This is a genomic window from Sutcliffiella horikoshii (genome assembly GCF_044809035.1).
Classification (GTDB): domain Bacteria; phylum Bacillota; class Bacilli; order Bacillales; family Bacillaceae_I; genus Sutcliffiella_A; species Sutcliffiella_A horikoshii_G.
Map to the genome: position 1 here is coordinate 1,191,017 of NZ_CP085237.1, position 12,659 is coordinate 1,203,675.

Annotated in this window: 12 protein-coding genes; 9 read left to right on the forward strand and 3 right to left on the reverse strand. The window is 40.4% G+C overall.

From position 1 onward, the window contains the following. Positions 1-68 precede the first annotated feature (68 nt). Positions 69-953 carry a hypothetical protein gene (locus LG307_RS06370; RefSeq protein ID WP_404449104.1) on the forward strand — a complete coding sequence of 295 codons (885 nt, stop codon included), beginning with the start codon at positions 69-71 and terminating at the stop codon, positions 951-953. A gap of 46 nt (positions 954-999) precedes the next feature. Here the strand turns inward: LG307_RS06370 and LG307_RS06375 are convergent, their stop codons facing one another. Beyond that, on the reverse strand, positions 1,000-1,422 hold the full coding sequence (locus LG307_RS06375; protein ID WP_404449106.1) for an HIT family protein: 423 nt from the start codon (positions 1,420-1,422) through the stop codon (positions 1,000-1,002). Positions 1,423-2,183: 761 nt separating this feature from the next. Here LG307_RS06375 and LG307_RS06380 point away from each other — a divergent pair. The 3 genes from LG307_RS06380 (at position 2,184) to LG307_RS06390 (ending at position 4,959) form a co-directional block, all read left to right on the forward strand. Further along, on the forward strand, positions 2,184-2,924 hold the full coding sequence (locus LG307_RS06380; RefSeq protein ID WP_404449108.1) for an ABC transporter ATP-binding protein: 741 nt from the start codon (positions 2,184-2,186) through the stop codon (positions 2,922-2,924). Further along, positions 2,917-4,131 (forward strand): ABC transporter permease, encoded by a 1,215-nt coding sequence (locus tag LG307_RS06385; protein WP_404449110.1) that lies wholly within the window; start codon positions 2,917-2,919, stop codon positions 4,129-4,131. The genes LG307_RS06380 and LG307_RS06385 overlap by 8 nt, the downstream gene beginning before the upstream one ends. Positions 4,132-4,236: 105 nt before the next feature. Further along, positions 4,237-4,959: an EcsC family protein gene (locus LG307_RS06390; RefSeq protein ID WP_404449112.1), complete on the forward strand. Its 723-nt coding sequence runs from the start codon at positions 4,237-4,239 to the stop codon at positions 4,957-4,959. 46 nt (positions 4,960-5,005) lie between these two features. On the opposite strand, the gene LG307_RS06395 is transcribed toward LG307_RS06390, so the two are convergent. Then, positions 5,006-6,211 carry a M20 family metallopeptidase gene (locus tag LG307_RS06395; protein WP_404449114.1) on the reverse strand — a complete coding sequence of 402 codons (1,206 nt, stop codon included), beginning with the start codon at positions 6,209-6,211 and terminating at the stop codon, positions 5,006-5,008. 136 nt (positions 6,212-6,347) lie between these two features. Between LG307_RS06395 and LG307_RS06400 the strand changes: the two genes are divergently transcribed. The 4 genes from LG307_RS06400 to LG307_RS06415 all read left to right on the forward strand — a co-directional run bounded on the left by LG307_RS06400 (position 6,348) and on the right by LG307_RS06415 (position 9,693). After that, positions 6,348-7,034 (forward strand): phosphatase PAP2 family protein, encoded by a 687-nt coding sequence (locus tag LG307_RS06400; protein ID WP_404449116.1) that lies wholly within the window; start codon positions 6,348-6,350, stop codon positions 7,032-7,034. A gap of 162 nt (positions 7,035-7,196) precedes the next feature. Continuing rightward, entirely contained in the window at positions 7,197-7,994 is a 798-nt protein-coding gene (gene liaF / locus LG307_RS06405; RefSeq protein ID WP_404449118.1) for a cell wall-active antibiotics response protein LiaF, read from the forward strand. After that, positions 7,972-9,048 carry a histidine kinase gene (locus LG307_RS06410; protein ID WP_404449119.1) on the forward strand — a complete coding sequence of 359 codons (1,077 nt, stop codon included), beginning with the start codon at positions 7,972-7,974 and terminating at the stop codon, positions 9,046-9,048. Before liaF ends, LG307_RS06410 begins: the two co-directional genes overlap by 23 nt. Then, positions 9,049-9,693 carry a response regulator gene (locus LG307_RS06415; protein WP_404449121.1) on the forward strand — a complete coding sequence of 215 codons (645 nt, stop codon included), beginning with the start codon at positions 9,049-9,051 and terminating at the stop codon, positions 9,691-9,693. Between the two features lie 52 nt (positions 9,694-9,745). Here LG307_RS06415 and LG307_RS06420 read toward each other — a convergent pair whose 3' ends face one another. Further along, positions 9,746-10,261 (reverse strand): antibiotic biosynthesis monooxygenase family protein, encoded by a 516-nt coding sequence (locus tag LG307_RS06420; RefSeq protein ID WP_404449123.1) that lies wholly within the window; start codon positions 10,259-10,261, stop codon positions 9,746-9,748. Between the two features lie 208 nt (positions 10,262-10,469). On the opposite strand from LG307_RS06420, the gene LG307_RS06425 reads away from it, so the two are divergent. Then, complete coding sequence (locus LG307_RS06425; RefSeq protein ID WP_404450393.1) at positions 10,470-12,620, forward strand: transglycosylase domain-containing protein; 2,151 nt, start codon at positions 10,470-10,472, stop codon at positions 12,618-12,620. Positions 12,621-12,659: the final 39 nt, after the last annotated feature.

A 12,659-nucleotide genomic window follows, 5' to 3' on the forward strand; every position in this document is an offset into this window, starting at 1 on the left:
ATATATATCCTATCATGGATTGTGTTAGAATACATAAAAGATTTTGAAAAAAGTTAGGAGTAAATGATATGTATCAAGAACAAAAGCCTTTTGATAGTAGTCCATATGATCATCCGGATATTTATCCAGGCCCAAGACCAGCGTCATCCTTTTTATTTTGGCAAGGAAAGGCACTTCGAGTGGAAGCCGCAAAAGGGGACCGTGTGGAGCAGCATTCTGTCCATTTCACCAATGTGGACCATATGCTGGGAAGCTTGGCATTTCAAAGTACGCATACGAAAAAGGTGGAAGAGTTTTTTACAGAGGACGGTTTTAAATCAAAAGTTCCGGTTGTCGCTTATGGGTCAAATGTCTGTTTAGCACAATTGCAATATAAATTCCGCCTGCGTCCCGAAGAAGATGATTTTATGCTTTGCATGAAAGGGACGGTGACGGATTCAGATATTGTTTACGCACCGTTCTTGGCACCTTATGGTTCTTTGCCGGCAGTCATTGCACCAGTAAAAGGAGCGTTGTCTGAGGTGTGGTTGACGTTTATCGATAAAAAACAGCTGGAATTGATCAATTCCACTGAAAAAGGATATGAACTTCGAGAACACTCTGGTGGAAAAGTGAGGTTGGACACAGGGGAGGTCTTTGAAAAGGTGTATGCTTACTATGAACCTCGGGCTTTATGGTGGGAAGGTGAGATGCGCAGATTCAAGGATATATATGGAGACAGCCCTCTTCCATCAGTATGGCAAAGCGAGATGTTAAACGAATTAAAGATGGCAGTCGATCACAAAGGAACTCGTGAGGAATTCATACACTTGCTAAGATGGGACAAGAGTTATCGTGAGTTGGTAGAGGATTTTTTAAAAGCGAATTGCACGTACACTTTCGATCATCCTGATTGGAAGGCTGCGGAAACGATCCTGTCTATCGGAGAGATGGAAAGGTCGTTCGAAAAATAAATGTAAAATGACGTGTGCCCAAAATGGGGGCCACGTCATTTTTGTTTTATTTAATGCCTTCTTTAATGTCGGAGGCAATTTCTTGAAGATCTTGTGTAGTATAATCGCTCTGGTTTGACTTCCACACGGCCCCAAATCCGTCCCCTTTCCCGTAACGAGGGAGAATATGAAGATGATAATGGAAGACAGACTGTCCAGCAGCTTCGCCGTTATTATTTAACAGGTTAAGGCCAATGGGTTGAAATTTCTCTTTAATGGAATTGGAAATTTTAGGAACCACTTTAAAAAGATTTTCTGCAATCTCAGGAGTAAGTTCGTAAATATTTTCTTTATGTACTTTCGGGATGACCAATGTGTGTCCTTTTGTGACCTGGCTAATATCAAGAAAAGCCAAAACATGTTCGTCTTCATATACCTTTGCGGCGGGAATATCCCCATTAATAATTTTACAGAAAATGCAATCACTCATCCGTTTCACCTCTGAACTTTAGTTTCATCTATTTTACCATGTTTTGGGCAAGTATCCTAATAGGATGAAGCAGGCAAAATAAACAAGCAAGAGCAAAAGCTCCTGCTTGTGAAGAAAGGGAAGAGAGGCAACAAGCTTCTCTATCTGAATAAGGAGAAGCCTACAAACATCATTTTAGCGTTCAAATAACTGTGTTTGATAAACACCTCATCTGATTTATAAAATGTGTCTAATTGTCAGCTTTCCTGTTCAAAACAACCATCCCCTTGTTACTGAGTTTGACAACTTTAGTAACGCGGCTATCGACTTAAAGTCTCTTTAACGAACACCTCATTTTCAGAATGAATCAATCACAGGTTACGACTTTAGAGTAAAGTGTCGCCCGTAAGCACCTCATTTCTTTATCAATCGGAGTTACGTTACAGATGATCGTGTGGTTGCAGTCGGTTAAGTCCCACAACGACGAGAGAAAATGTTTAACCTAATCTAGAACAAAGCAACACTGTCTTTGACAGTCACCTCATCTACAAAAAAGTAAACCATAGGCTTGTCTAAGTGCCCCTCTGTCCCCTTCCCTACATATGATGCGCACTTTCCTAAAAATTATGTTATGGTAAAATTTAATTATGAAATTTTTTTATTTCGCTAATGTTACAGGGGGATTAAATTTCGTAAAGGGGTCAGACCCTCAAAGGAATTTCGCTCTCCATGTAGTACCTATATTCAATACATAATATGGTTGGCAGAAAGGGTAGGTTGATGTGAGTTTATTGGAGATTAGTGGGTTGACTGGTGGTTATACGAATCAGGCTGTGTTGAGGGATGTTTCGTTTGGTGTGAAGGCTGGTGAGTTGGTGGGGCTGATTGGGCTTAATGGTGCGGGTAAGAGTACGACGATTAAGCATGTAATCGGGACGATGGAGCCGAAGAAAGGATCCATTAAGATCAACGGGATTTCCATTCAAGAGGATACGACAAAGTATCGTTCCACTTTTACTTTTATTCCCGAAACACCGATCTTATATGATGAATTGACGTTATATGAACATCTGGAACTAACTGCGATGGCGTATGGACTTTCAAAAGAAACATTTGAAGAACGGTTGCATCCGTTATTAAAAGAGTTTCGTATGGAAAAGCGTCTCAAATGGTTTCCTGCACATTTTTCAAAGGGCATGAAGCAAAAGGTCATGATTCTTGCTGCTTTTCTAATTGAACCGAAGTTGTATATTGTGGATGAACCTTTTGTCGGCTTAGATCCACTTGCCATTCATTCTTTGCTTGAAATGATGGATAAAGTGAAAAAGAGTGGAGCAGGCATCCTTATGTCTACGCACATCCTCGCAACAGCGGAAAGATACTGCGATTCATTCGTTATATTGCATGAGGGGGAAGTTCGGGCTAAAGGAACCCTTGAAGAACTGAGAGAGCAGTTCAAGATGCCTTTGGCTTCCCTTGATGACCTTTATATTCAATTGACAAAGGAAGATAGCAATGTTTAATGTGGATCAGCTCTGGCAAGCCAGATTCAGTCAATATATAAAGGATACTAGAAGATATTTACGTTATATGTTCAATGACCATCTCGTGATTGTGATGATCTTCTTGCTCAGCGGCCTTGCCCTAGCTTATCAAAACTGGTTAGAGGTGGTCCCGCCAGATTTTCCATATGCGTTGCTTATGGGTGCGGTTTTGGCCCTGTTAATGACAAGAGGGAGCATCCATACATTTCTTAAGGATCCGGATCTTGTCTTTTTGCTTCCATTGGAAGAAAAATTAAAACCATACATTAAAAAATCGTTTCTATATTCCATCGTTTTGGAAAGTTATTTTCTTTTACTTGTGTTTGGTGTATCTGTTCCGCTTTTCTTTACCTTGACTGATGCAACCTTTCAAACGTTAATTTCCGTGCTTCTCTTACTGCTGGGAATGAAATCCTGGAATTTATGGATGACATGGCTTATCAACTTTTATACAGATAAAAAGGCAAGGATTGCGGACTGGTGGGTCAGGCTTGCTTTAAATTTCGGACTGCTTTATCTTGTGTTATCTGGAGCGAGTCTGCTTTTTATCGGTGTGGTAGTGCTAATCATGCTCCTTTTGCTAGTTTATTTTCAAAATGCGACAAAGAAAATGAATTGGAAATGGGACTTGTTGATTGAAAACGAAGTCAAAAGAATGCAATTATTTTACCGAGTAGCCAATCTTTTTGTCGATGTACCGGGACTAAAGGAAAAAGTAAAAAGAAGAAAATGGTTGGATGTTCTGCTGGCGATGACGCCGTATGCGAAAGACAAATCATTCGACTACTTATACTTGCGGACATTTTTAAGGTCGGGCGATTATTTTGGTTTATATTTGCGCTTGGTGGTTATAGGAGCTGTGTTGCTTCTGACACTACCTGTTGGGTACGCGACATACCTTGTGCCTGTGCTGGTGCTATATTTGACTGGTTTTCAGCTTATTCCGATGTGGAGGCACCATTACAATAAACTTTGGTTGTCCATCTATCCTGTAGAAGAAAAACATAGAGTTCTTGCTTTTACTAAAATGATAACGGTAATTCTTATTTCGCAAACCATTATCCTTGCTGTGTTATTAGCTTTTGTTGCAGCTTGGTTGGAAGCAGGGGTTGTGTTGGTAGGCGGTATAATTTTCTCCTTCTTATACGTACAAGGAGTGGTGAAACGCAAGATTGCCTCGCTGTAGAATTCGGAAACACTCAAGATGCTTGGGTGTTTTCTTTTTTTGAAACATATTTTGCTCCCTGTTCGTATATGAAATATAGAAGATAAAGATGAGGAGTGTTTTCCTTTGTACGATGAAAAAGTACTAGATGAGACGCGAAGATGGAAAATGCAAGTGGCGAAGAAGTCCACCATGTTTCAACGATTTTCCAAAGGTGCACAAAATAAGGTGAATGCCATCATACCAGAAAAAGTCCACACAATAATGACAGAGAGTATCAAAAAAATGGTGCAAGGGACACTTGTTGGGAGCAATATGACTACTAAGATGAACGAAGGGCATGTAGTCATGACCTTAGAGGAGAAGGAAAAGTGGATTCAAGAAAAACTGAATGTATATAAGAGAACGGCGGCAGTGGAGGGAGCAGGTACTGGAGCAGGCGGGATCCTTCTAAGTCTTGCAGATTTTCCCTTGCTTTTGTCCATCAAAATGAAATTTCTTTTTGAAGTGGCAGCCATCTATGGATTTAATACGAAAAATTATGAAGAGAGAGTATTCGTTTTATACATTTTTCAATTGGCCTTTTCAAGTGATTCCAGGCGAAAACAAGTACTAAGGTATATAGAAAATTGGGAAGAACACAAGGAGGAAGCAAAGGAGCTGGATTGGAAGGCATTTCAACAGGAGTACAGGGATCATATTGATTTGATTAAAATGTTGCAAATGATTCCTGGGTTCGGAGCGGTAGTGGGGGCATATGCGAACTATCATTTTCTTGACCAATTGGGGACGACAGCGAAGAACTGCTACCGATTAAGGGTGTTCAAGGAAAAAGGGATCAGCATATAAATAAACGCCAGGCTTCTTTATTGGAGGCCTGGCGTTTTTACCACTTTTATTGATGGGAAGGGATGAGCTTTCCTGATTCATGCTGATGATACAGGACAGTTGCTGCTCCAAGTGTTTTTGCGGCAATCAGCAGTGATTTTTCATTAATATCAAATTTAGGATGATGATGTGGATAGGCCACCTCCACCCCTTCCGGTTTAGCGCCGGTAAAGAAGAAAGTTCCTTTTACATGTCTCAAATAGTAGGCAAAGTCTTCTCCGCCCATATGTGGAGGAGTCTCATCCAAAACTTCCACCTCTTTAATCCCAGAAGCCACAGTGACAAGGTAGTCTGTCTCCTCTTTATGATTAACGACTGCTGGATATCCCCGGTGAAAATTGTATTCATAGGTAGAACCGTTAAGGGCGCATGTAGAGGATGCAACAACGTCTATTTCCGCTTCAATCATATCACGCACTTCATCATTGAATGTACGCACCGTTCCTTCTAAATAAGCGGAATCTGCAATGATATTAAAAGCATTTTCAGCAACAAACGTTCCGACCGATATGACAGCAGGGTCTACAGGGTTCACTCTTCTACTAACAATTTGTTGTAGGTTAAGGACCAGTTGGGAAGCAGTTACGACTGCGTCTTTTGTTTTGTGTGGTTGTGCCCCATGGCCACCTGAACCTTGTACTTTAATAGAGAACCGATCGGCAGCTGCCATTACAGGACCTACCCGGTATTGAATTTTTCCAACATCCGTGCCAGCCCATAAGTGGGTCCCAAATATGACATCCACCCCTTCTAAGCAACTGTCGTTTATCATCGCAACAGCTCCGCCTGGCGCATATTCTTCGGCATGTTGATGAATCAAGACGACATTACCCTCAAGATCCTCTTTCAGTTCATTTAAACACTTTGCCAATACAAGTAATGTTGCAGTGTGGCCGTCATGTCCACAAGCATGCATCACGCCTGGAACTTTGGATTTATAATCCACCTCTTTTTCATCCTGTATGGGAAGCGCGTCGAAATCAGCACGGAGCGCAACTGTTTTTCCTGGTCGTCCGCCGGCAATCTTCGCAACGACTCCATTACCACCAACGTTTGTTTGGTGAGCTATTTCTAAATTCTTGTAGAACTCGGCTATGTAAGCGGAGGTATGGAATTCTTTAAAGGATAATTCAGGGAATTGGTGCAAATAGCGTCTAATCTCAACCATCTCATCATAACGACTTTCTAGAAGTTCATTCAGCTTATCTAACAAGTTGCTCTCCCCATTTCTCATCACATTTTAGCAAAGCTTTTATTTAATATAGTATTCTATCTGACTCTTACAAAAAATAATAGTCATAACTTTCATAAATTTAGTAAAATAGAAACTGCAGGTGGGTACAGAGGAGATGAGTCAGGTGGAAGTAGGGTTAGGCAGGGAACTGCCCAATAAAAAAAGAACAAGTAAATGGAGAAGGTTGATTTTATTTATATTATGCGGTGCTTTTTTTATTTGGTCCTTTCAGCAAATCATGAATGAACATACAATTGGCTTTGATGAATCCATTCGCAACATGTTAAATGGATTGGAAGCAGAAACTATTATTAACTTTTTTCACCTGTTTACAATGCTAGGAGATAAAACGGGAGTCATTATCATCATGTTATTGTCTATCATGCTGATTTGGTGGAAAAAAAGGGATTATCCGGCGATGGCAGTGATTGTTGGAGGGGTAATTCTAGTCAATGAATTAAACAAATGGCTCAAAGACTATACGGGGCGGGAAAGGCCGATGACAGGTCCTGGTGCGGAGAGCCTCAGTTTTCCGAGCGGTCATGCCATGGTGGGATTATTTTTTTATGGATTATTAGTATACTTTGCCTTGGCTTATACCAAACAAAGTGGAATGCGCATGTTCATTGTGGTTTTCGGGGTGATTTTTATCGCGCTACTCGGTACAAGCAGGGTTTTTTTAAATTATCATTATCCATCAGATGTTTTTGCTGGGTATACAGCTGGATACGCATGTCTCGTCCTAGGTGTATTAATGTACGAATGGATGCAAGCGTTACTTCAAAAAAGGAAAGCAATGTAGCTTTGGCTCATTGCTTTTTTATCTTCAATTCAGTCTTAAGACGGACAAAGAAACTGGCTGTGGATAGGGGCTTTTAAGAAAGAGAATACGTAAAATAGAATAATAATAGAAGGTTTAATCAAAACCGTGTCAAATATAGAGAAGGGAGGCTATTGAAATTAGATGAAAACATTTAATCAAAAAATCATGGCAATAATATTTGTTTTTATAGGAATCATGTTGTTGCTTGTCAATATCGGTGTCATTTCCTTGGAAATAAAAGAGTATTTTGTCACCTATTATCCGGTTTTAATCGTACTTCTAGGGTTGAAATTATTAGTTGATACTTTGTTTTTTCATAAACGGGCGCTTTTCATCAGCTTATTTCTACTGGCTTTTGGAGGGTTGTTGTTAGTAGATCGGATTGGATATATCGAGTTTCAGTTTCATATGTTTTGGAAATTGTGGCCTCTTTTAATTGTATATTTCGGGATGAGACTGTTTGTGAACAAACGTCCAGTCAAAATCCAGTTTACAAAGGAAAATGACGAGTTCAACGATATTTTCGATACTCATCATGAGTCGGATGAAGATGATCAATGGAAGGGAAATAGTACGAAGCGGGTCATAACGATTGGCGATATGAAAATGAATAAGCAAAACTGGGCTGTAGAACCATTGGCTGTCTGGAATGTAGTAGGGGATTACTATTTTGATTTTAGTAAGGCCTATATACCGGATAAAGAAACATGTATCCAAATCAAGGGAGTAGTCGCAGATTTGAAAATGCTTGTTCCAGAAGGTCTGCCAATCAAAGTGTCGGCCAAAGTAAAGATCGGACACTTAAATATATTGGGGAATTCTTCGGAAGGAAAAGGAAACAAACTTTACTATGAATCCGAAAATTACAATGAAGCTACTAGAAAGCTTAACATTGTGTTGGATATGAAAATAGGAGATGTTCGAATTGATCGGGTCTAATAAAGGGACAAAAATTGAAAGTTTGCGATTTTGGTACATTCGTTCTTTTATGGTTGTTTCGGTTGTATCTGCGTTCCTTTTTTTTCTGTTTCTTCAGGTGGTCCTGCTGTTCTATCCGGACGGTTTGGTCGTCAATGTCCAATGGAGTATGGTGTTGACTGTGGTGGCGTTCGGAATCTTGGCTATCACTAGTTTATATTTCGGCTATAAGCAAAGCGGATACATGAAAAAGAGAGTGGAGGATATTTCAACCTTTATTGCCACATTAGGCAGGGGGAAATTCTCTGAAAGAATAGCAGTTGGACAGACAGATGAGTTGGGTAGATTAGCAGAAGATATCAATCAACTTGCAATAAAAATCCAAAATCAAGTGAAATCATTACAAAAGCTAGCGGAAGAAAAAAATGAGTTGGCAATCAGGGCACATAATGCAGCGACAATTGAAGAGAGGCAACGTCTGGCAAGGGAGCTTCACGACTCCGTAAGTCAGCAGCTGTTCGCTTTAAGCATCATGTCTTCTGCTTCCATAAGAATGTTTGATTCTTATCCGCAAGAGGCAAAAAAGCAATTAACAGATATCGCAACCATCGCTGCCCAAGCGCAAGGAGAAATGAGAGCCTTGCTTCTTCATTTAAGACCGGTCTCCTTGACAAACGATACATTGTGCGTTGGGATTAACAAATTATTAGAAGAGTTAGAGGACCGAACTCCCATCAAGTTTCAAAAAGATATCCAAGAAATTACGGTGCTGTCTAGTGCTACAGAAGATCATCTTTTTCGAATCATTCAAGAGGCAATATCCAATATTTTGAGACATGCAGATGCCACAATCGTTAAGTTGGACATGCATCAAAAAGGAAATCAGTATGTATACATATTTATTAGTGACAATGGTAAAGGGTTTGAAATAAATCAACAAAAACAAGCTTCCTTTGGGCTCCACACAATGAGAGAACGTTGCGAAGAAATAGGGGGGCAATTCCACATCCGTTCTAAGAAGGGGGAAGGAACCCACATTGAAATCAATATTCCAATTAGAGAGGGGGAAAACTAAATGGATAGGATAAAAGTGGCGGTAGTCGATGATCATGATATGGTGCGCAAGGGATTGTTGGCCTATTTAATAACGGAACCCGGGATAGAGGTCGTCGGGGAGGGTTCGAGCGGACAGGCAGCCATCGAGCTTGCAAAAAAAGAAAAGCCAGATGTCATCCTGATGGATCTATTGATGGAAAACGGCACAGGTATTGACGCAACCAGGGAAATTATCAAATTTCATCCCAACTGTAAAATTATCATTATCACCAGTTATTTTGATGATGAACAGGTTTTTCCAGCTATTGAGGCAGGGGCGTATAGCTACCTGTTAAAGACGGCGAGGGCCGAAGATATTATTAAGGCGATAGAAAAAGCTATGCAAAATGAACCTGTCATTGAACCGAAAGTGGCAAGTAAGATGATGAATAGATTTCGGTCGCCATCTAAGTTGCCGCATGATGATTTAACAGAGCGGGAGCTTGAAGTCCTCATGTGTCTTGGAGATGGATTGACGAATCAGGAAATCAGTGAGGAACTTTTTATTGGGATTAAGACGGTGAAAACCCATGTAAGCAATATTTTAGGAAAGCTGCAGGTTGCAGACAGGACACAGGCAGCGATTTATGCGAATAGACATGGAGTGCTGCGTGAGAAAAAATGATGCAAAAGAAAACCCGCTCTTCGGGAAGGGCGGGTTTTGTTGTGCTGTAGTGTTAGTCTTGTTCCGTTTTCTCTGAATAGTAGGTGGTTACATAGGAAGGACGAGGGAAGATTTGTTGCTTTTGATCGACGCCTTCGGAAGTACCACGCTTTTCATGTGCTTTATCATAAGCTTTGGATTCTTGCCATTGCTTAAAGTATTTTACATCTTCCCATAAAGTCAAAATGACATAAGTATCAGAATCTGTTGGGCGAAGTACGCGGATTGCTGCGAATCCTTGTTCATTCTCGATTAATCCTGCTCTTTGACTGAAACGATATTCAAACACTGGACGACCTTCATCTGTTACTGGAATGTTATTTAGAACGGCAAACTTCCCCTTGGACAGATCCCCGTTGGAATCAAGTACTTCAAAGTTCTTTCCTGACTTGAAGCTGGACTGCTCTACTGTTTCGTGCATAAGAACCGCATTATCATCCCCGAACATCATCAGGCTTTCTCCGCTTTCCAAACTATTTTTCAAATCACTTAAATAATCAGTAGTACCGAATGTCATATAAAAATTCATCTTCTATCCTCTCCTTTATGTTTAATATCAACATTATAATTACAAAATAAGGGAAACCCGAGAAAAAATATGTAGAATAAGGTAGAATATAGGGTGGACAACCTTTCAATTACACCTTACTAGATGATTATTCCCGGTATATAGGAGGAGGTAAACCACTTTGGAAAGATTTAAGAGAAATAAATTATCCCAAATGAAGCTTGCGCACATCAAAGCAATCCTGTCTAAGAAATACTTCCTTTTTCCATTTATTATAGCATGCATTGCGGTTATGGGACTAATAGGTTATATCTTTATTATTTTTCTTGGGGACTATGTTATTGATGAAAAGAAATTAATCATGGATTCCACCACCACTATGGTGGATGAAGACGGGAATGAAATAGCCGCGCTTTTTTTTGAAAATAGAGAAATTGTAGAAATTAAAAAAATCCCGACTCATGTCAGAGAGGCATTTGTAGCGGTGGAGGACAACCGCTTTTATGAACATAGAGGAATAGATGTTCGAGCCATTGGTAGAGCGGTATACCGTGACATTTTGGCAAGAAGCAAGGTGGAGGGGGGAAGTACCCTTACTCAGCAATTGGCAAAGAATATCTTTTTAACAAATGAAAAATCATGGCTTCGAAAGACAAAAGAAGCTGTCATCGCGATAAACCTTGAACGCAGATACACAAAGAATGAAATCTTGGAGATGTATTTGAATCAGATTTATTTTGGACATGGGGCTTATGGCGTCCAAGCGGCATCACAGCTTTATTTTAATAAAAATGTAGAAGATTTGACAGTTGAGCAAGGGGCATTGTTGGCAGCCCTGCCAAAAGCGCCTAATGGATATTCACCGATCAACCATCCAGAAGAAGCGAAAAAAAGACGCGACCTTGTATTGCACCTTATGGAAGACCAAGGTTATCTTGAGGCTGAAGAAGCCGTTGGATTAATGGGGAAAACATTAGGCTTGGATATTGTAGAATCCCCAGAAAAGCAAGCATATTTAACTTATATCGATATGGTAATGGACGAAGCGGAAGAGAAATATGGCTTTACCCCAGAGGAGTTGCATAGAGGCGGATATAAAATCTTGGTGCCGATGAATGTCGCGGTTCAAGATGCCGCGTTTCAACGTTTTCAGGACAATCAATATTTCCCGGGGACCAATGATCAGGTAGAAGGTGCGTTTGTTATGATGAATCAGCATAATGGAGGCGTAATGGCGGTGATCGGCGGCAGGAACTATGTAACCAAGGGAATTAACCGGGTCACAATCAAAAGGCAACCTGGTTCAACTTTTAAACCTTTGGCTGTCTATGCACCAGCACTTGAAGAGGGGAAATATGAGCCGTACAGTCTTTTAAAAGATGAACTGCTTTCCTATAAAGATGGACAAGAAGTTTATAAACCAAGAAACTATCATCATCAATATAAGACGGAAGTTACCATGTATGAAGCAATAAAGGATTCATTAAATGCTCCTGCTGTTTGGACCTTAAATGAACTGGGAATCAAAAAAAGCAAAAGCTACCTTGAAAAATTGGATTTATCCATTCCTGATAACGGGCTCGCGATTGCACTTGGGGGGTTGAAAGAAGGGGTGACACCTTTAGAGCTAACAAAAGCTTATCGTGCCTTTGGAAATAACGGGAAGATTGTGGACCCATATTTTATTCAGGAAATTCGAACAAGAAAAGGTGAAGTGGTCGCTAAGGCCAAAAAAGCCGAAAAGGAAGTGTTCAGCCCCCAGACAGCGTGGAATATGACACGTATGTTAGAAGGGGTTGTTCAGGACGGTTCGGCACAAGCGGGAGAGCTTCAAGGAGAGCTTGCCGGCAAGACGGGTACTACAAATTATCCCGGGGTAGATAATGCCATCAAGGATACTTGGTTTGTTGGTTATACGCAAGATGTGATTGGGACGGTCTGGATGGGGTATGATACTACCACTCCTGAACAACATTTAACGGCAGGAGGCGCTTATCCTACAAGATTGCTCAAGGATATATTAAGTGATGCAGGACTTGATAACGGGGCATTTTCTGTACCAGTGGGTGTAACGGATTTGGAAGAACCAATCACCATGCCTGAGAACATCCAACTGAAAGGATCGATGACTTTCCATCCTTTAAGCTTGTTCACGGTCAACCTCGAGTGGAGTGAAGCGGAAGATGATCGAATCGTATATAGAATCTATTCAGTTTCAGGTGACAAGGAAAGTCTGATAAGTGAAGTGTCTGGGGAACAACAATACTCTGTTAAAAATATTAACATATTTAATGTTCCGGAATATTACGTAGTCCCTTACAACACCCAAACCAAAAAAGAAGGAACTTCATCCAAGAACTTAAATCCTACTTTTAGATAAGGTAGTGCAGCCTGATTAGAAAGATAAAAAGAGAATTTA